The following is a 19,075-nucleotide window of genomic DNA, read 5'->3' on the forward strand; positions in this document are numbered from 1 at the left end:
TGTTTGATCGAACTATTTATTTTGCTTCGCTGTAAAGACGGGCAACTTCATCCCAGTTCACAACATTCCAGAAAGCTGAAATGTAATCAGGACGGCGGTTTTGGTAGTTCAGGTAGTACGCATGCTCCCAAACATCAAGACCGAGGACAGGTGTTTTACCCTCTGAAAGCGGTGAATCTTGGTTTGGCGTGCTTGTAATTTCAAGTTTGCCGTTGTTTACAACAAGCCAAGCCCAGCCTGAACCGAAACGGCCGGCAGCTGCTGCGGCGAATTTTTCTTTAAATTGATCGAAGCTTCCGAACGTGCTTTTGATCTCTTCAGCAAGCTCACCAGTCGGTTCGCCTCCGCCGTTCGGAGATAAAAGAGTCCAGAATAAAGAGTGGTTGGCATGTCCGCCGCCATTGTTGCGGACAGCTGTGCGGATGTCCTCCGGCACTGCGTTCAAATCTGCGACAAGCTCATCTACAGATTTCTCTGCAAGCGCTGATCCTTCGATCGCTTTGTTGAGGTTTGTCACGTATGTGTTATGGTGCTTCGTATGATGAATCGTCATCGTTTCCTTATCGATATGAGGTTCTAAAGCATCATAAGCGTAAGGCAATTCTGGAAGTTTGTAAGCCATAATTTTTTTCCTCCTTTAAATATATGTACTGAAATGCCGCTTAACGCGAACTTTTCTAATCTCAATGTAACAAAAGAAAGCATGGTAATCAATGAAAAAGCTCACAATCCGGCGATTCCAGCAGACATATTACACTTTATCCGTTCCCTGCCGAAATTAAACCTTTCTAAAGCACCGTCCATAAGAAATATCCGATCATAAAGAGCTGAATGACGCCTTTTGCCGCCACGCTTGTTAAAAAACCGATTAACGAACCGAGCCCCACTTTTGCCGCGGACTTGATATCCTTTTGATGAACAAACACCTCAGCGCAGACAGCACCGATAAACGGCCCTAATATAATGCCTGCCACGGGAATAACGAAGGGCCCGATCAATAATCCGATCGTGCTTCCCCAGATTGCCGCCCTGCTTCCTCCGTACCTTTTAACGCCAAGTAAATTTGACACATAATCAGCTGCGAATAAAACGGCCGCAAATACCGCCTCAATGAGCCAAAACAGGTAGGAATAAGGACTGAAGGAAAACATAAACCCGTAGAGAAGAAAACCGGCCACAATAAAAATAACGCTTGGAATCACCGGATATACAAGCCCGATAAAAGCAATGACGAAGACCGCAATGATAATCAGCCAATACAAAACACTCATGACAAAAACACCCTCCTTTGTTTTGCGGGCGATCACCGCTTCCCGCTTTATCTTATATGTATGATTCCTTATCACCGCTTTAAATACTCTCACTTGTGTTCATCCCCTGTGAACGATACAATAAGCAACATATACCAGTTTAGGCTAGGAAGTGAAGATGTTGAACATATTTACGGCTTTATTGAAAAGTACATACTCTCCGGCAGATATTGCAAAAACACGGTTTCAGGGGATAGGAAAAGCGATCCTTTATGTATTTTTGCTGTCTGTCCTTTTTACGCTGCCAAGCGCTTATTACCTTTGCTCCGGCACCGTAAACTCAATGAACGGTTTCAAAACCGTGTTAAAGAAAGATTTCCCTGATTTCAGCATTTCAAACGGAGAATTGCAGACGAAAGCGTCCGCCTCTAAGGAAACGGAAGCGAACGGGTTCGTCATCGTCTTTGATCCCACAGATGCTTACGGCGCGAAACAAATAGCGGCGAAACAAAATGCGATCGGCATTTTGAAAAATAAAATGGTGCTTGCTGTAGACGGACAAGCGACAGAAATGAATTATTCGCTGATGCCTGCCGATATCACAAAAAAAGAAATCATATCAGCATTAAACCAAAATAAAACAATGATCGTCACCGTCCTGTCCGTTTTGCTGTTCATCATGACAGCGGCAGGCAAATTCATTGAAGTATCATTTCTCGCCGTCATCGGCCTGATATTGAAAAATGCGCAAAGAAAGACATTGAATTACCAGCAGCTCTGGAAGCTTTCGGCTTATTCCATTACACTTTCGACCGTATTCTTTACGATCATGCGCGCGCTTGTTATTACGGTGCCGAGTGAATTTTTAGTGAATTGGTTTGTAAACTTTATCATCCTTTTCCTCGTCTTAAAAGAGATTCCGCCAAGAAAAACAGCTGTGTAACAAAGACTGCCCCCGGCGGTCTTCTTTTTTGTCATGAACAAAATGGGACAAGCATACAATGAAGTAAAAATGTATGCGGGAGGCGGTTGGAATGAAGCGGCTTACTTTTGTATTCGGCAGTTTATTTGTGATATTCATTATCTTTTACGATCTTAAAATCGGCACGATCCCTTCTCAAGACCTTCCAGCATACGCAGCGGCGGCACAGCCAGCCCAACAGGAAGCTTCATACAGAACGGTTACGGTCAAAAAAGGCGATACGGTGATGTCGATAGTCGGCGCACGTAAAGCGCCAGATGATATTGCACAAGATTTTGAAGCGCTGAATCCGAATGTAAAAGCAAACGCCATTCAGGCAGGCACCGCTTATAAATTCCCCGTCTACCGCAATTAAACGTTAATTTCTTGTCAGTTCGGCAAATACACTGTTACAATATAACATGTAAATAGAAGTTGCCTGACATGTAAAAGGCTCAGCCTGCAAAAGCGGTAACTACAATTAAGGAGCGATTGACAAGTGAGTGAAATCACACATCGTACAAAAACGCGTCCCGTCAAAGTGGGACCTTTAACAATAGGCGGAAATAACGAAGTCGTCATTCAGAGTATGACGACGACCAAAACACACGACGTAGAAGCAACAGTTGCGGAAATCAACCGTTTAGCCGAAGCCGGCTGCCAAATTGTCCGGGTGGCATGTCCGGACGAACGCGCCGCTAACGCGATTGCCGACATCAAAAAACAAATTTCCATCCCTCTCGTTGTCGATATTCATTTTGACTACAAGCTTGCATTAAAAGCAATTGAGGGCGGGGCCGACAAAATCAGAATCAATCCGGGAAACATCGGCCGTCGCGAAAAAGTGGAAGCCGTCGTAAAAGCGGCGAAAGAAAAAGGAATTCCGATCCGGATCGGCGTAAACGCGGGATCTTTGGAAAAGCGCATTTTAGAAAAATACGGCTATCCGACTGCTGACGGAATGGTTGAGAGTGCGCTTCATCATATCAAAATCCTGGAAGACCTTGACTTTCATGACATCATCGTCAGTATGAAAGCGTCTGACGTCAACCTCGCCATAGAAGCATACGAAAAAGCGTCAAAAGCATTTGATTATCCGCTTCACCTCGGAATTACAGAATCGGGCACGCTGTTTGCCGGAACGGTAAAAAGCGCGGCCGGACTCGGAGCGATTTTAAGCAAAGGAATCGGTAACACGCTCCGGATCTCTCTGAGCGCCGATCCTGTTGAAGAAGTAAAAGTAGCCAGAGAACTGCTGAAATCATTCGGTCTTGCTTCAAACGCGGCTACGCTTATTTCATGCCCGACATGCGGACGGATCGAAATTGATCTCATCAGCATCGCAAATGAAGTGGAAGAATACATTTCTAAAGTCAAAGCGCCGATTAAAGTAGCGGTTCTCGGATGTGCCGTTAACGGACCGGGCGAAGCAAGAGAAGCTGATATCGGGATTGCCGGCGCGCGCGGCGAAGGACTTCTTTTCCGCAAAGGCCAAATCGTCCGCAAAGTCCCTGAAGAAACAATGGTCGAAGAGCTGAAAAAAGAAATCGACAAGCTGGCAGAAGAACACTATGCAAAGCTTGAAGCGGAAAAAACAAAAGCAGAACAAGAAACACAAAAAGCTTGACGGATATTCCGCCAAGCTTTTTTTTGCGTTGTGTTAAAAAAACGGTGTAATGAAGATGCCAAGCACAAGGGAAACAATACCGATTCCCATCGCCCATCCGCCTAAAGCGCCTGCTCCTCTTCTTCTGGCGATATAGCCGACGATAATGCCGCATGCCCCTAATAAAACAGGGAGCACAAACAGGGAAATGATAGAAATAGCCAATGCTGCATACCCTATCCCCCGGCCTTCACTTACTCCGTCCCGATTATCATCACGGTCTGCTGCCCGGTCAGAAGCACGATATGGCTCTGAGATTTCGGCCGCTGTTTCTTCTGAATAAACATCACGCGTGATATCGGTTCCTTCCGATCCATGATCCACGTAATAGTCGTTGCCTTTTCGATTTTCGTAATCGTATGCCACCTTCAATTCCCCCTTTTTCTTTTATGAAAGGAGCTTTTTTAGTTTCCGCGTTTTTTACGGATTCATGTTTGCTAAACTTTTCTGGTATTGTTAATTGTTTATGTTACACTTGAAGGGATGAATTTATAGGAGTGTGGACATGTTACGGTTAGGTATAGATATTGACGGCACAGTTACGGCACAGGATACATTTGTCCCTTATTTAAACCGCTCATTTCATCTTTCCATTACCTTGGATGATATGACTGATTATGATCTGACGAAGCTTTTGAACATTACAGACGAGGAATTTTGGGAATGGATGAACGTTCATGAAGCAGCCATATATAAAGAAGCGAAGCTCGCGGAATTTGCCAAGCAGGCACTGGACGGACTGAAAGAAGAGCACCGTCTTATCTACATTACGGCAAGACGCGGCCACTTAGAAGATGTTACGCTGGACTGGTTTGCAAACCGGGACATTCATTACGATCACATTGAGCTTGTCGGAGGCCATCACAAAGTGGAAGCTGTCAAAAAACACGGCATTGATTTATTTTTCGAAGATCACCACGGCAACGCGACAATGATCGCAAAAGAAGCAGGCATTCCGGTTATCCTTTTTAACTCCCCATATAATCAGCTCCCCATCGATTCCAATATTATCAGGGTGCATAATTGGCTTGAAGCCGTCGCCTGGATTAATAAAAACAAACACAGCTTTCAGCATGTTAAAAGCTGAAAAAAACCTCCTGTATATAGCAGGAGGTTTTTTATCGGCACGCCGGACAGGTGCCGTAAATTTCAAACTTATGGCCGCTGATTTCATACCCTTCCAAATCATCGTGCAGCTTATCCATCGGACAGGACTCAATTTCCTTCGTTTTCCCGCAGGTTAAACAAATAAAATGGTGATGATGATGGGTATAAGAGCATGTAAAACGGAACAGTTTTTCTCCGGAAAGCTCCGTCGTTTCCAAAATGCCGAGTTCTTCATATAACGAAAGATTTCGGTATATGGTATCAAAACTCAGACCCGGATAGTCGTCATTTAATGCGGCAAGCACGTTTTTGGCGGTCAGATATTTATCAGAATCAGCAAAAAGCTGCAGCATGTCTTCTCGCTTACTCGTATATTTATACCCTTTTTCTTTCAGCAGGTTCAACGCTTCTTGTACGTTCATGAGGACCTCCCCTTTACAACACGGTATCGCTCCAAAAAGAAAATGGCAGCTGTCTGAACAGCAGGCCATTTTCTTATGATGTATCAAATTATACCTATAAAATGATGAAAAGTAAATGAAAGCCTAGTGAATCGCGGTTTTGAACTTACCGCCCCTCGTTTCATGGGTATTCATGATCGTAATAAAGGCGTTTTTATCAATTTCAAACACAATGGATTTCAATTTAGTCACTTCAAGCCTTGTCACGACCGCGTAAATGACTTCTTTGGATTCATCCGTATATCCGCCTTTTCCCTGAAGCTTGGTGGTTCCCCTTCCAAGCCGATGCAAGATTGCGTCTGAAATTTCCGCATACTGATCTGCCACAATAATGACCGCTTTTGTTTCATCAAGCCCCTGGATGACGGCGTCAATCGTTTTCATGGCAATATAATAAGTCATGAAAGAATACATCGCCTGCTCCGGACCGAACACAAAACCGGCCCAAATAAAAATAAACACATTGATGAGCATAACGAATTCTCCGACTGAGAAGGGCAGCTTTTTTGTGAGAAGGATACCGAGTATTTCAGTACCGTCCATCGAGCCTCCGTTTCGGATGACAAGGCCTACCCCGAAACCGAGCAAAAGCCCGCCGAATACCGTCGCCAAAATAGGCTGGGTCGTAATGGCCTCCACATGGTGCAAGGAGGATTCAATCAGCGCTAAACCGACAATTCCGATAACAGTAGAGATGAGAAATGTTTTTCCGATATATTTATATCCGAAAATCATAAATGGAATGTTGAGTAACACAACGAATAAGGCGAAATTGAGGAGGGGATTGGACATAAAGAGGTGGTCTAAAATTAATGAAACACCGATAATGCCTCCGTCGATAAAATTATTAGGGACCAGAAACAATTCAATACTTACAGCGGCTGAACCCGCCCCGATCAGAATCATAATGACCCTGAAGATAAAGTGTAAAAATGACTCTCTTTTATGCTGTTTATTTGGGGTCATAAAATCTCCTTTCCTGTAATAACTATTTTAAACAGTAAGCAACTTCATTTTACCATTAAAAGCCGTAACATTTTAATGATTTGCTCAATACATTATGTCTAAAGAGGTGAAAGTATCGATGATTTTAATACAAAGAATTATTTTGCAGCGGCTCAATCAAGTCACTGCGGACGATCTTCTGAAATATTCCAAGCAATACGGAATCAGCATTACGAGAAGTCAAGCGGCTGAGGTAGCGGCTCTGATGCACGGAAAAAACATCAATATTTTTGATGAACAGGAGCGGCTTCGCCTGCTGAAAAAAGTGGAAACGATAACCTCAAAAGAAACGGCTCGGAAAGTTAACGAACTTTTCAATCAATTCTCAGGGTAAAAAAGGAGGGGGCAATTCCCCCTCCTTTTTTATTGAGCTGATATTTTTTCAAGAAGCTCCTGATCAAACTGCTTTTCTTTCAGCATTTCGATTTCAAAACGGTACGGCGGCTTCTTATTTTTCTTGTCTTCGCCTACATACGGTGTTTCGAGGATTTTCGGAATATCGGCAAGCTGCTCGTGATGAACGATGTACTGCAGAGCGTCAAAACCGATCTCTCCGAACCCGATATTTTCATGGCGGTCTTTCCGGGCGCCTTTAATATTTTTACTGTCATTCACATGAAGGACTTTTATCCGATCGATGCCGACGATTTTATCAAACTCGTTAAGAACACCGTCAAAATCATTGGCGACATCATACCCGGCGTCATGGGTGTGGCAAGTGTCAAAGCAGACGGATAGATGTTCATTATGCGTAACCCCCGAAATGATCTCGGCCAGCTCTTCAAAGCTTCTTCCGCATTCTGACCCTTTGCCCGCCATTGTCTCCAGCGCAATCTGCACGTTTTGACCGGGAACAATCACTTCGTTTAAACCTTCAATGATTTTTTTGATGCCCGTCTCAGCCCCGGCTCCGACATGCGCTCCCGGATGAAGCACGATCTGTTTCGCGCCGATCGCTGCCGTTCTTTCAATTTCAGAACGCAGAAAATCAACACCCAGCTCAAACGTTGCCGGATTTGTCGTATTTCCGATGTTAATGATGTACGGCGCATGCACGACAATCTCATCGATGCCGTTTTCCTTCATATGGGCGCGGCCCGCTTCGATATTCAAGTCTTCAATTTTTTTGCGGCGCGTGTTTTGGGGAGCGCCCGTATAGATCATAAATGTATTCGCCCCGTACGAAACAGCTTCCTTGCTTGCGGCAAGGAGCATATGTTTTCCGCTCATTGAGACGTGTGAACCTATTTTCAGCAACCCGAGTCCCCTACTTTCCTTTGTTAGATTTGTTTCTTCTCTGCTTTCTTTTTATCTTTTCCATTTCGTAGCTCATTTTCTTTTTATAGCCCGGCTTCACTTTTTTCGGTTTTTTCACGAGGCGCTTCGCCATTTGGTCGGCCTCATTCTCCGATTTTTTGCGTTTTTTGCGGCGATGGCGGTCATCGCCTTTCTTCCATTCGCCGTTTACAAGCTCCGCATAGTCAAACACAATACCCATCTTTTCGAGTCTTACGAGCGCATCTTCGTCAGAAAGCTCATAAATGGTCAGTGCTTGGCCTGATGAACCGGCGCGTGCGGTTCTCCCGACGCGGTGAACATAAAAATCCAGATCGTCCGGAAGCTCATAGTTGATGACGTGGCTTACGCCTTTAATGTCAATTCCTCTTGCCGCAAGGTCTGTCGCAATGACATAAGTGAATTCCAGATCATTAATCTGTTTCATTACCTTCTTACGCTCACGCGGCGTTAATCCCCCATGCAGAAGACCGATCCTCATGCCCTTTTCAGTCAGGTATTTCGCAATATGGTCAGCCGTGTTTTTCGTATTGGCAAACACAATGCCCAGATAAGGGTTCAGATGAGACATCATATCAAAAAGCAGCTTGTCTTTATCACGCTGTTTAGAAGGAACCAAAACATGTTCAATCTTTTCGGCTGTGATTCTTTTCGGCTCAACATGCGCGTACTTCGGATTTTCCATATACTTTTTCAAAAACGGCTTCAGCTTTTCCGGAATCGTAGCTGAGAACACAAGCATCTGAAGTTCTTCCGGCATCCGCGATCCGATATAATCAACATCTTCTAAAAAGCCCATGTCAAGCATCAGATCTGCTTCGTCAATGACGAGAGACTGCGCTTTATAGACGTTCAATGCCTGCGCCTTAATCAGATCCGCGATCCGGCCCGGCGTTCCGACGACGAGATGAGGCTGTGTTTTCAGCTTATCAATTGATTTTTGCTTGTCCGTCCCTCCGATGAAACATTTTGTCCGGATCGGCTCATCTTCCGCACCCTGTGTGATTTTGAGCGCTTCCTGATGAATCTGATTGGCAAGCTCTCTCGTCGGCGCCGTGATAACAGCCTGCACCGTATCAGAACCCGGATCAATCCGATTCAAAATTGGCAATAAATAGGCGTGGGTTTTCCCCGTCCCCGTCTGGGACTGCCCGATCACGCTTTCGTTTTTCAGCACGGCGGGTATCAGCCGCTTTTGAATATCTGTCGGTTCATAAAAACCAAGGCGGTGAACTGCATCTATAATAAACGGTTTTAAGTTGTATCCATCAAATTTAGTTTCTTTCATTTTTCCCAGCTCCTTAAAGCGGCACATTCTGTGTCCATCATCACATTATAACCGATTTTACTTAAAAACACCATGTCTTGGGGGAATCCTGTTTTCGAGACAGAAAAGCAAATGCCCCCTCCGATGCATATTGTAATAGCAGAGAGACAGAAAGGAGGTACAAGTATGTTTCCACAGCAGCCGATGAGAAATATGGCGCAGCAGGGCCGGCCGTTGATGAATCCGCGTATGATGATGGGAGGAAGACCGTCATTGCCGGGCCGGCAGCTGATGCAGCAGGGCCGGCAGCTTTTCCCTCAGCAGCAGATTGCCGGAGCGGGCCTGAGAAACGCAGGCACGGGCGGCGGAGGGGGCTTAAAAGGGATGCTTTCCCGTTTTTTACCCGGTTCAGGAGGAGGAAGCGCTGCCGCGTCGGCACCGGCGGCGGCCAGCGGAGGAGCAGGTGCAGGACTGCAGGGAATACAGAACCTGGCAAGTCCGGCATCCCTGTCGAGCATGCTCGGCAACGTTCAGAAGGTGCTCGGCGTGGCGCAGCAGGTTACACCGATGATTCAGCAGTACGGTCCTTTAGTACGGAGTCTGCCCGCCATGATGAAGCTTTACAGCCAATTAAGCAGCAGCGATGATGAGAATGAATCTGACGAGACAAAAGAAACAGACGAACAGGATAAAAAGGATGAAGCTGAAAAAACAGATGAAACAGAAGATGAAAACAAATCAGACGCCTCATCCAACACATCAAAGAAGACGTCTGAAAAAGCATCCGCTTCAAAAGAAAAAGACGCCGCACAGGCAGACTCAGCGGAACAGCCGCGTCCAAAAAGAACATCGGGCAGATCAAAGCCGAAATTATATATTTAACATTCTTTGATATCTCACGAAAGATTAGCTATAATGAGATCAGAAGAATGCAAGATTTGAGCCGTTTAACTACGGCTTTTTATATTGCCTCTACACTCACTTTTGATAGGAGGACATCTACATTGGACGTTATCAAAATATCGCCGCGCGGCTACTGTTACGGCGTTGTTGATGCCATGGTCATAGCCAAAAACGCGTCACTCGATAAAACACTGCCAAGACCTATATATATACTCGGAATGATTGTTCATAATAAGCATGTCACAGATGCGTTTGAGGAAGACGGCATTTACACGCTTGACGGCACAAACCGTCTGGAGATTTTAAAGCAGGTGGAAAAAGGAACCGTTATTTTCACGGCTCACGGGGTATCTCCGGAAGTAAGAAAAGCCGCTGAGGAAAAAGGGCTTGTTACGATTGATGCCACATGCCCGGACGTCACGAAAACACATGACTTAATCCGAAAAGTAAAAGCTGAAGGCTATCATGTCATATACATCGGCAAAAAAGGCCACCCCGAGCCTGAAGGAGCCGTCGGCGTCGCTCCTGAAATCGTTCATCTCGTTGAAACAGAAGAAGACGTCAGAAATCTCGATATTCAGGCTGAGAAATTAATCGTTACAAACCAAACGACAATGTCCCAGTGGGACGTCCACGATATTATGGAATCAGTCAAAGAAAAGTACCCGCACGTGGAATACCATCAGGAAATCTGCCTGGCCACACAGGTTCGTCAAGAAGCTGTATCAGAGCAGGCAAAAAAAGCGGACTTAACCATTGTTGTCGGCGATCCGAAAAGCAATAACTCCAACAGGCTGGCTCAAGTGTCAGAAGAAATCGCCGGAACAAAAGCCTACCGAATCGGAGACATCAGTGAACTGAAGCTCGAATGGCTGAAAGACGTCAATACCGTCGCCGTTACCGCAGGCGCATCAACACCGACACCGATTACAAAGGAAGTCATCCGCTTTTTAGAGCAGTTTGACCACAACGATGAATCGACATGGCAGCTTGAACACAGTGTGCCGCTCAAAAAAATTCTTCCGAAAGTAAAAATAAAAAACTGAGGCCCGGGGCCTCAGTTTTTTTATAAGAAGGTAAATGGGTTTGTATCTGTTTCGGAAGCGAAAATGCGCACGTCATAGTTTTTCTCTCCGGCCATTGCCGTAAGCTTCTCAGCCGTGCCTTTTCTCATGATCTTTTCAGCATAATGCCCCGGGTCCACGACGTTTAATCCCATCATCATCGCATCATGCGCTACATGAAAATAAAGGTCGCCCGTCACGTAAACATCTGCACCTTTCCGCTTTGCCTGATAAATATATTTATTTCCGTCGCCGCCAAGAACCGCGACCTTTTTCACCTTGCTGTTTCGCTCTCCGACCATCCGGACTCCGTTAACGTCAAACTTTTCTTTCACAAACAGAGCAAACTCTTCAAGCGTCATGTCCTGCTGAAGTTTTCCGATCCGGCCGAGGCCTTTTTCAAGCGGAGACTGCTCCACCGGATAAATATCATATGCCACCTCTTCATACGGATGGCTTTTTTTCAGCGCTTTTACGACGGTTTTCTCCATACTTGCCGGAAAAACGGTCTCAAGTCTCACTTCATGGACGAGTTCCAGCTCTCCCGTCTGTCCGATAAACGGGTCTGCCCCGTCCAGCGGCTTAAAGCTCCCGATTCCCTCAGAAGAGAACGCGCAATGGCTGTAATTGCCGATATGTCCCGCTCCGGCGTTGCCGAGTGCGGTTCTTACAGCTTCTTCATAGTCTTTCGGAACATATACGGCAAGTTTTTTCATCGGGTCCGAATATGTCGGGACGAGCACTTCAGTGTCTGTCAGGCCGAGAGCTTCGGCAAGCAGATCGTTAACACCGCCGTCCGCTACATCAAGATTCGTATGAGCTGCATATACGGCAATATCATGCTTTATACATTTCTCAATCAGTCTTCCGCCCGGCTGATCAGTGGTGATCTGTTTAAGCGGCCGAAAAATCGGCGGATGGTGGGCGATAATTAAGTCAACTTTTTTCTCAATGGCTTCATCTACCGTTTGTTCCAAAACATCCAGTGTCACCATGACATTTTTCACCGGCTTATTCAATGTACCGATCTGCAGTCCGATTTTATCTCCTTCCACCGCATAAGCCTTCGGTGAAAATTGTTCAAACAGCTGGATGATTTCCTGTCCGTTCACATGTTTAGGCATGTCCGATTACCTCCTTCAGCAGAGAAATCCGCTCTTTCAATTCAGCTAATTTTTCATGATTTTCATGCTTTGCGCTGCGGCTGATCTGTTCATAAATTTGTTCAGTATGCTTAAGTTCCTGGCTCCATTTCCGAAGAAACACTTCATTCCTCTCTTTTAATAAAAACGGACCCGCAAGCATTCCGGCAGCCATCGGCACGTCCCGATAAGGCGCATCACGGTCGCCAGTTTCCGCAACGAGGATTTCATAACACTTTCCGTCTTCTTCGAGAATCACTTCATCAAGCAGTTCATAGCCTTCCTGATACAACCACTCTCTTATATGAACGGCATGAATATTCGGCTGCAGAATCAGCCGTTCACGCCCTGTCAATTTCGTTTTTCCCGACTCCAAAATATGAGCGATCAGCGCTCCGCCCATGCCAGCGATCGTAATGGCGCCGGCTTCTCCTTTTTCAAGGACGCTCAGCCCGTCACCTTTCCTTACGGAGATAAGAGTGCTTAAGTCCAGTTTTTCCACCTGCTGTTTGGCGGATAGAAACGGTCCGTCTGTAATTTCACCGGCGATTGCCCGGCTTGCCAAATGATTCAAAACGGCATAGCAAGGAAGATACGCGTGGTCTGACCCGATATCAGCAACCAGGGCACCCGGAGGGATATATTCCGCCACAGACTGCAATCTTTTCGATAACTTCATTTCATTCACAATATCACAACTTTTCTCAGGTTCTTTTTCCTTTACTATCATATAAAAAAACCGCCCGGAATCCAAGCGGCGGATAGAGTTTTTCATATGTCTTTTATATAGGGACCGGTAAAGCTTTATTTAATGTCAGAAACCCATTTTGCCATGTCATCCAGCTTTTCGGCCGGCACAAGGCCCGCAGGCATCCCGTTGCCGCCTTTTTCAATTTTTGTTTTAATCTCAGCGACATCTTTTCTTTTGCCGACGCCTTTTAAGTTCGGCCCTGACACACCTTCATAGTTTTCTCCGTGACAGGTGATGCAGTTGGCTTTATAAATCTCTTCAGGTGAAGCGTTTGCAGTTTCCTTCTCGGCATTTTTGCTTTCACCGCCGCTTGCGATCTGATGCGCATCTCCATTGCCTTTTACAGCTAAAAAGAAAGTCAGCCCTATTCCCAACACTGCAATGAGCAAAAAAGGAATCAGCGGATTCCACTTCATATCTCCATCCCCCTTTTTCATTCTCCCCCTATGTAAACACTTCTAATTCTAACTTATTTTTACAAAAAGTAAATGGTCTTGCTCAGCAATTTCAATGATTTCACAATTTATACAAAAAGCAAAAATAACTGTTTTGCTTACCACAAAATTATCTTTATTCTATTGTATAATGAATTGTATACGCTTACAATAAAGAATATAAATAAACTTGTCTCATTTTCCCCCTTTCAGGACATGCCGCATTTTTTCCAAACTCATTTGCAAAACATATGCTTATCCAGTAAAATAAAGGTATATTATCCATATATCTTATACATAAAAAAAGAACGGATCAAAAAGACCCGTTCCATTCTATTCGAGAAAATCCTTCAGACGTTTGCTTCTGCTCGGATGTCTCAATTTGCGAAGCGCTTTTGCTTCAATTTGGCGAATACGCTCTCTCGTTACTCCAAACACTTTGCCGACTTCTTCCAAAGTTCTTGTGCGTCCGTCATCCAGACCGAAACGGAGACGCAGCACGTTTTCTTCACGATCTGTCAACGTATCCAGCACATCTTCCAGCTGTTCTTTTAAAAGCTCATATGCCGCATGATCCGACGGAGATGTCGCTTCCTGGTCTTCGATAAAATCACCGAGATGTGAGTCGTCTTCTTCACCGATCGGTGTTTCTAAAGAAACTGGCTCTTGAGCAATTTTTAATATTTCACGGACTTTTTCAGGCGTAAGATCCATGTCTTCAGCAATCTCTTCCGGTGTCGGCTCTCTGCCAAGATCCTGAAGAAGCTGACGCTGCACCCGGATTAATTTATTAATGGTTTCCACCATGTGAACCGGGATACGGATTGTTCTCGCCTGGTCAGCGATGGCGCGTGTAATCGCCTGTCTGATCCACCAAGTCGCATACGTACTGAATTTATATCCTTTACGGTAGTCAAACTTCTCGACGGCTTTCATGAGACCCATGTTTCCTTCTTGGATCAAGTCTAAGAAAAGCATGCCGCGGCCGACATACCGTTTAGCAATGCTGACAACTAAACGAAGGTTTGCTTCAGCCAGTCTGCGTTTAGATTCCTCGTCACCCTCTTCAATTTTTTGAGCGTAGGTGATTTCTTCTTTAGCAGAAAGAAGATTTACCCGTCCGATTTCCTTAAGGTACATGCGGACTGGATCATTGATCTTTACGCCAGGCGGTACGCTGAGGTCATTAAGGTCAAATTCTTCTTCGGCTTTGGCAAGCTGTTGAATATTAGGATCTTCCGTTTCTTCATTTTCACTAATTAATTCAACACCTTGTTCTCCTAAAAATTCATAATACTCATCCATTTGGTCTGATTCAATTTCAAAGCTGGACATGCGTTCAGCAATTTCTTCATATGTTAAAACGCCACGTTTTTTTCCAGTTTCAGTAAGCTGCTCTTTTACCTGGTCTAATGTAAGTTCTGTTTCTGTTTCGTGGGTTTGTTTATCAGCCATTATGGATCCCTCCTTCCAAAGCTTGCAACGAATTCTAAAAGCGGTATGTTTCTTATCCGACCCGGAAGCCTTCTCTCTTTTTCAGCATGCAGGGCTGCGGATAATAATGACAATTCATGATGAGGTTAAGCGATCTATTTGCTCCTCCGCAAGGAATCATTGCCAATCAGAACGCAAGCCTCTATTTGTTGTTACTTTAATGATCGGTTCAATGCAACAATTTCTTGAGCCAGAGACGCAGCTTTCACGAAGTCTTTCTGCCTCTCCGCATCCGCTCTTTCTGCTTCTTTTTCCTTTATCATTGACCATTTTCGGTGATCCAACACTTTTTTTACGTAATCGGATAACTCGGCCTCTGAGAGCTCCTCGTTTACTTGGAGCATCCCTATATCTGAAAGCAGCTGGCTGATTTCCTCATCCTGCATTCTCGCCATAAGATGCTGCGGCGTCATGTCAGCACCCTCTTCATAAACAGCGTACAGGTATGCTGCCAGCGCACGATGTCCGTCAATGTTAAATTCAAAGCCGACACGCTCAATCACTTTCTTGATGACGTTTCGGTCTCTCAGCATATGAGCGAGCAGAAGTCTTTCCGCGTTCTCATAGGCGGGACGGAGACGGCGCCGTTTCGCTTTAGTCGTCACCCGGGCCCGTCTTGTCTGCGGTTCGGCGTTTTTGTCGCCGGGGGCGTTTTGTCTGGCGTAGATGGAAAGCTGTTCCGTCAAAGATTCTACCGAAAGAGAAAATTCTGAGGCGAGCTGCTTCACATACATTTCCTGCTCAAGCGACCCGGAAAGAGCGCTGATTTCTTTCAGTACTTCTTTCATATAAGCGAGCCGGTCTCCTTCGTCAGATAAGTTTTTCCCTTTGCGGAAATATTGCATTTTAAAAGCCATGACCGTAACGCTTGCATCAATGATATCGGTCCGGAATTTTTCTCCGCCCCGGGTTCTGATATAATCATCAGGATCAAGCCCGTCAGGCAGCATGCTTACTCTTACCTTACAATCGGCTTTCTGGAGCAGGCCGGCCGCTTTCAGCGTAGCTTCGTACCCGGCTTTATCCGAATCGTAGCAGAGAATGACCTCCTGAACATTTCTTCTGAGGATTTTCACATGCTCTTCGGTGAGCGACGTCCCCATTGTGGCGATACTTTCTTTTACGCCTGAGCTGACGGCGGATATGACGTCAGCGAAGCCTTCAAACAGAACGGCTCTCTCCTCTTTCCTGATCGGCAGGCGCGCCTTATGAAAGTTATACAGCAGCTTAGATTTATGAAACAGCGGCGTTTCCGGGCTGTTCATATACTTCGGCTGCTGGCTTCCGAGCGACCTTCCTGAAAAAGCCGCCACGGCTCCGTGGTGATCATGAATGGGAAACATAATTCTGTTTCTGAAACGGTCAAAATACCCGCTGCCGTCTTCCCTTCTGATCAGCAGACCCGCTTTTTCCATCATTTCTTCCTCAAAACCGCGCTTTTTCAAGAATTTCGTCATGAAATCCCAGGAATCCAGCGCGTAGCCGATTTCAAACTCATCTATGAGCTCTTTCGTAAAACCCCTTGATAAAAGGTAATCTAACGCTTCCTGGCCTTCCTTTGTATTTATTAGCAAATGATGGTAAAATTTCTTCAGAAGCTCGTGGGCTTCCGCCATCTTCTGCTCTCCGGAAGATTCAGGCCTGGATGCAGAGTGAATCGTTATATCATCAGGGAAATCAATCTGATATTTATCCGCAAGGTGAGAAACAGCTTCCGTAAATGAATAGCCTTCCATCTGCCGTAAGAAAGAGAAAACGTTCCCGCCCGCTCCGCATCCGAAGCAATGAAAGATCTGCTTATCGCTGGAGACGGAAAACGAGGGCGTGTTTTCCCCGTGAAACGGACAGAGCCCAAAGTAGTTGCGGCCTTGCTTTTTCAATTGGACATAATCACCTATGACTTCAACAATGTCTGCTGACTGCTGCACCTGATTAACTACTTCATCTGGTATGCGGTTTCCCATCTTATAACACTCCGTCGTACATTATTCGATGTTTTGATTTGAAATCCCTTCATCATTCGACAGGATTTTTTTAAGCAGGGTAACAAATCGATTCCGATCTTCTTTATTTAATTTTTTAGGTCCTTTGGAATGAATGCCGCTTCTTCTCATTTTGCCTGACATATGACGGCTCATCAGAGCGAAGTCAATCGTGTCTTCAGTATAAGAACGGCCCCTTTCCGATAAGACGGCAATATTTCTGTTCAGCAAAAGAGATGCTAAACCGATATCCTGCGTGACTACGACGTCTCCCGATCTCACATGGTTTGCGATATATAAATCTGCCGCTTCTTTATGAGGATCAACGTATACCCAGTTCTCGTCTTTGCTTCTGGAAAGCTGGTAGTGTTCAAATGATGCGACGAAAATAACCCGAACGCTGAATTGCGATGCAATGAGCATTATTTCCTCTTTTACGGGGCATGCGTCTGCATCGACAAAAATCGTCTTTTCTTTTTCATTTAGAAGACTAATTCTCCATCCCTCCATCAATCTCCTGCATAAAAACAAGCGAAATCGCATATGCTCCATGACTGCGGATCTATTTTGAGCTTTGTCGAAAAATTTCCGGGAGTTATTCTTGACATCTTACCCATAATAGTTTATTCGTATCACACGAAGCTTAAACCTAAAAATAAACATTTTATCACAATTTTTTATTATAATACAAACTTCGCGAAGATGCCATCCTTTTTGTTTATTCCCTATTTGCATACCCAAAAACCCAGGATAAAGCGTCCTGAGTTATCGGCCCTTTGTTTTGAGATGATGAATGATGTTCGCTGTTTCTTCGACTGCTTTATTCGAAACGTCAACGACTTGGCAGCCGATCCGGTCCACAATTTTCTCAAAATACTCCAGCTCTTCTTTAATTCTGTTGATATTGGCGTAAATGGCTTTGTCATTTAAGCCGAGAGATTTTAACCGTTCTTTACGTATATGGTTCAGTTTATCAGGGCTGATTTTTAAGCCGATGCATTTTTTCGGATCAACACTGAACAGTTCTTCCGGCGGATCGACCTCAGGAACGATCGGCACATTGGCCACTTTCAGACGCTTATGGGCAAGATATTGTGATAATGGGGTTTTAGACGTTCTGGATACTCCGAGCAGGATGATATCGGCTTTTAAAATGCCTCTTGGATCCCTGCCATCGTCATATTTGACGGCAAACTCGATCGCCTCGACCTTTTTGAAATAATCTTCATCAAGCTGCCGGACGCGGCCGGGCTCATATTTGGCGGTCAAACCGTAAGCCGATTCCATTTTATCGATGAGCGGACCGATAATATCGTAATACAGCACATTCGCTTTTTCCGCTTGTTCAACCAGGTATTTGCGCATTTCAGGAACAACGAGCGTAAAACAAATAATGCCGCCGTCCGCTTTGGCGAGAGACACGACTTCATTAATGGTGCCGATATCTTCCACATAAGGTATTCTTCTGATATGCGTATCATCGGCTGAGCCGTTAAACTGGCTGAGCGAGGCTTTTACAACGAGTTCGGCGGTTTCTCCGACTGAGTCTGATACTACATAAATGATGCGATTGTCCATGTTATCCCCCCGTTAGTTTTCAAGCTTATATGATTTCATTTTCTGATAAACTGACAAGTATCTTAGTCATATTCGTTTTGGTAAACCGGCCGATGACCTCAAAGCCTTTATCCGTATCTTTAATAACGGGCAGGGCATCGATCTGTTTTTCAATTAAATACTTGGCGATGTCCATCACATAATCATCACGCCGGCAGACGGCGATATTCGGCATTCTTGTCATGATAATATGAACCGGTATTGAGGCAAGTTCCTGCTGGCCGATGCTCGCCCGCAGCAAATCTTTGCGTGACAGCACACCGACTAAGACAGCATCACGATCTACGACAAATAACGTGCCGACATCTTCTAAAAACATGGTGCAGATGGCATCGTATACCGAGACATTTTCATTGATGACAACAGGGATCGATTGAAAATCTTTCACTTGCAGCTTTTTCAATTTATCCGCAAGCAGCTGATTTCCCGTTTTCCCCGTATAAAAATAACCGACCCGCGGACGGGCCTCTAAGAAGCCTGACATGGTGAGTATGGCCAAGTCCGGCCGCAGCGTGGCCCTCGTTAAATTGAGCTGTTCTGCGATATGCTCTCCGGTAATCGGGCCGTTTTCCTTTACAATCTGTAAAATTTGTTCTTGCCGTTTATTTAATTCGATCGTACTCACCACCTTTATGGAAGGGTTTCTTTATCTATGTTTTCATTCTGTGATGTTTA

At 45.1% G+C, this 19,075-nt stretch carries 22 protein-coding genes; 7 read left to right on the plus strand and 15 right to left on the minus strand.

The window, feature by feature from the left end; all coding sequences use genetic code 11:
* Positions 1–16: 16 nt before the first annotated feature.
* Both sodA and L3V45_RS12230 read right to left on the minus strand, forming a co-directional pair.
* Positions 17–622 carry a superoxide dismutase SodA gene (sodA, locus tag L3V45_RS12225; protein WP_003153025.1) on the minus strand — a complete coding sequence of 202 codons (606 nt, stop codon included), beginning with the start codon at positions 620–622 and terminating at the stop codon, positions 17–19.
* A gap of 166 nt (positions 623–788) precedes the next feature.
* Positions 789–1,271 carry a DUF456 domain-containing protein gene (locus tag L3V45_RS12230; RefSeq protein WP_003153024.1) on the minus strand — a complete coding sequence of 161 codons (483 nt, stop codon included), beginning with the start codon at positions 1,269–1,271 and terminating at the stop codon, positions 789–791.
* Between the two features lie 157 nt (positions 1,272–1,428).
* On the opposite strand from L3V45_RS12230, the gene L3V45_RS12235 reads away from it, so the two are divergent.
* From L3V45_RS12235 to ispG, 3 genes are all read left to right on the plus strand, one after another.
* Entirely contained in the window at positions 1,429–2,193 is a 765-nt protein-coding gene (locus tag L3V45_RS12235; RefSeq protein ID WP_044053471.1) for a DUF1189 domain-containing protein, read from the plus strand.
* Positions 2,194–2,284: 91 nt separating this feature from the next.
* Positions 2,285–2,587 carry a LysM peptidoglycan-binding domain-containing protein gene (locus tag L3V45_RS12240; RefSeq protein ID WP_043867293.1) on the plus strand — a complete coding sequence of 101 codons (303 nt, stop codon included), beginning with the start codon at positions 2,285–2,287 and terminating at the stop codon, positions 2,585–2,587.
* Positions 2,588–2,719: 132 nt separating this feature from the next.
* Positions 2,720–3,838, plus strand: coding sequence for a flavodoxin-dependent (E)-4-hydroxy-3-methylbut-2-enyl-diphosphate synthase (ispG, locus tag L3V45_RS12245; RefSeq protein ID WP_236837435.1), 1,119 nt, complete (start codon positions 2,720–2,722; stop codon positions 3,836–3,838).
* A 33-nt stretch (positions 3,839–3,871) separates the two neighbouring features.
* Here ispG and L3V45_RS12250 read toward each other — a convergent pair whose 3' ends face one another.
* Positions 3,872–4,249, minus strand: coding sequence for a DUF308 domain-containing protein (locus L3V45_RS12250; RefSeq protein ID WP_087920773.1), 378 nt, complete (start codon positions 4,247–4,249; stop codon positions 3,872–3,874).
* A gap of 133 nt (positions 4,250–4,382) precedes the next feature.
* On the opposite strand from L3V45_RS12250, the gene L3V45_RS12255 reads away from it, so the two are divergent.
* Positions 4,383–4,964, plus strand: a complete 582-nt coding sequence (locus L3V45_RS12255) for a nucleotidase (RefSeq protein WP_015387995.1) — start codon at positions 4,383–4,385, stop codon at positions 4,962–4,964.
* A 31-nt stretch (positions 4,965–4,995) separates the two neighbouring features.
* On the opposite strand, the gene L3V45_RS12260 is transcribed toward L3V45_RS12255, so the two are convergent.
* Together L3V45_RS12260 and L3V45_RS12265 are read right to left on the minus strand one after the other, a co-directional pair.
* Positions 4,996–5,406 (minus strand): zinc uptake transcriptional repressor Zur, encoded by a 411-nt coding sequence (locus tag L3V45_RS12260; protein WP_003153018.1) that lies wholly within the window; start codon positions 5,404–5,406, stop codon positions 4,996–4,998.
* A gap of 123 nt (positions 5,407–5,529) precedes the next feature.
* On the minus strand, positions 5,530–6,411 hold the full coding sequence (locus L3V45_RS12265; protein ID WP_003153016.1) for a YitT family protein: 882 nt from the start codon (positions 6,409–6,411) through the stop codon (positions 5,530–5,532).
* Between the two features lie 118 nt (positions 6,412–6,529).
* Here L3V45_RS12265 and L3V45_RS12270 point away from each other — a divergent pair, with 118 nt between their 5' ends.
* On the plus strand, positions 6,530–6,784 hold the full coding sequence (locus L3V45_RS12270) for a DUF2624 domain-containing protein (protein ID WP_015387994.1): 255 nt from the start codon (positions 6,530–6,532) through the stop codon (positions 6,782–6,784).
* Positions 6,785–6,813: 29 nt separating this feature from the next.
* On the opposite strand, the gene L3V45_RS12275 is transcribed toward L3V45_RS12270, so the two are convergent.
* Both L3V45_RS12275 and L3V45_RS12280 read right to left on the minus strand, forming a co-directional pair.
* The gene (locus L3V45_RS12275) at positions 6,814–7,707 is read right to left on the minus strand and encodes a deoxyribonuclease IV (protein WP_015387993.1); all 894 of its coding nucleotides are present in this window, start codon (positions 7,705–7,707) and stop codon (positions 6,814–6,816) included.
* A 10-nt stretch (positions 7,708–7,717) separates the two neighbouring features.
* Complete coding sequence (locus tag L3V45_RS12280; RefSeq protein WP_003153010.1) at positions 7,718–9,034, minus strand: DEAD/DEAH box helicase; 1,317 nt, start codon at positions 9,032–9,034, stop codon at positions 7,718–7,720.
* A gap of 165 nt (positions 9,035–9,199) precedes the next feature.
* Here L3V45_RS12280 and vrrA point away from each other — a divergent pair, with 165 nt between their 5' ends.
* Both vrrA and L3V45_RS12290 read left to right on the plus strand, forming a co-directional pair.
* The gene (gene vrrA, locus L3V45_RS12285; protein ID WP_014305436.1) at positions 9,200–9,895 is read left to right on the plus strand and encodes a VrrA/YqfQ family protein; all 696 of its coding nucleotides are present in this window, start codon (positions 9,200–9,202) and stop codon (positions 9,893–9,895) included.
* 122 nt (positions 9,896–10,017) lie between these two features.
* Positions 10,018–10,962 (plus strand): 4-hydroxy-3-methylbut-2-enyl diphosphate reductase, encoded by a 945-nt coding sequence (locus tag L3V45_RS12290; protein WP_003153006.1) that lies wholly within the window; start codon positions 10,018–10,020, stop codon positions 10,960–10,962.
* A 20-nt stretch (positions 10,963–10,982) separates the two neighbouring features.
* On the opposite strand, the gene L3V45_RS12295 is transcribed toward L3V45_RS12290, so the two are convergent.
* The 8 genes from L3V45_RS12295 to ccpN form a co-directional block, all read right to left on the minus strand.
* The gene (locus L3V45_RS12295; RefSeq protein ID WP_024085615.1) at positions 10,983–12,104 is read right to left on the minus strand and encodes a Nif3-like dinuclear metal center hexameric protein; all 1,122 of its coding nucleotides are present in this window, start codon (positions 12,102–12,104) and stop codon (positions 10,983–10,985) included.
* Positions 12,097–12,801 (minus strand): tRNA (adenine(22)-N(1))-methyltransferase, encoded by a 705-nt coding sequence (locus L3V45_RS12300; RefSeq protein ID WP_032860295.1) that lies wholly within the window; start codon positions 12,799–12,801, stop codon positions 12,097–12,099. Before L3V45_RS12300 ends, L3V45_RS12295 begins: the two co-directional genes overlap by 8 nt.
* Positions 12,802–12,926: 125 nt before the next feature.
* The gene (gene cccA, locus L3V45_RS12305; RefSeq protein ID WP_003152999.1) at positions 12,927–13,289 is read right to left on the minus strand and encodes a cytochrome c550; all 363 of its coding nucleotides are present in this window, start codon (positions 13,287–13,289) and stop codon (positions 12,927–12,929) included.
* Positions 13,290–13,640: 351 nt separating this feature from the next.
* The gene (gene rpoD / locus L3V45_RS12310) at positions 13,641–14,762 is read right to left on the minus strand and encodes an RNA polymerase sigma factor RpoD (RefSeq protein WP_003152998.1); all 1,122 of its coding nucleotides are present in this window, start codon (positions 14,760–14,762) and stop codon (positions 13,641–13,643) included.
* Positions 14,763–14,953: 191 nt separating this feature from the next.
* Positions 14,954–16,765 (minus strand): DNA primase, encoded by a 1,812-nt coding sequence (gene dnaG / locus L3V45_RS12315; protein ID WP_236837018.1) that lies wholly within the window; start codon positions 16,763–16,765, stop codon positions 14,954–14,956.
* Between the two features lie 21 nt (positions 16,766–16,786).
* Positions 16,787–17,293, minus strand: coding sequence for a YaiI/YqxD family protein (locus L3V45_RS12320; RefSeq protein WP_014418404.1), 507 nt, complete (start codon positions 17,291–17,293; stop codon positions 16,787–16,789).
* Between the two features lie 255 nt (positions 17,294–17,548).
* On the minus strand, positions 17,549–18,361 hold the full coding sequence (locus tag L3V45_RS12325) for a pyruvate, water dikinase regulatory protein (protein WP_003152991.1): 813 nt from the start codon (positions 18,359–18,361) through the stop codon (positions 17,549–17,551).
* Positions 18,362–18,386: 25 nt separating this feature from the next.
* Positions 18,387–19,025 (minus strand): transcriptional regulator CcpN, encoded by a 639-nt coding sequence (gene ccpN / locus L3V45_RS12330; RefSeq protein WP_003152989.1) that lies wholly within the window; start codon positions 19,023–19,025, stop codon positions 18,387–18,389.
* Positions 19,026–19,075 lie beyond the last annotated feature (50 nt).

This window comes from Bacillus sp. R45 (assembly GCF_021729365.1).
Taxonomy (GTDB): domain Bacteria; phylum Bacillota; class Bacilli; order Bacillales; family Bacillaceae; genus Bacillus; species Bacillus velezensis.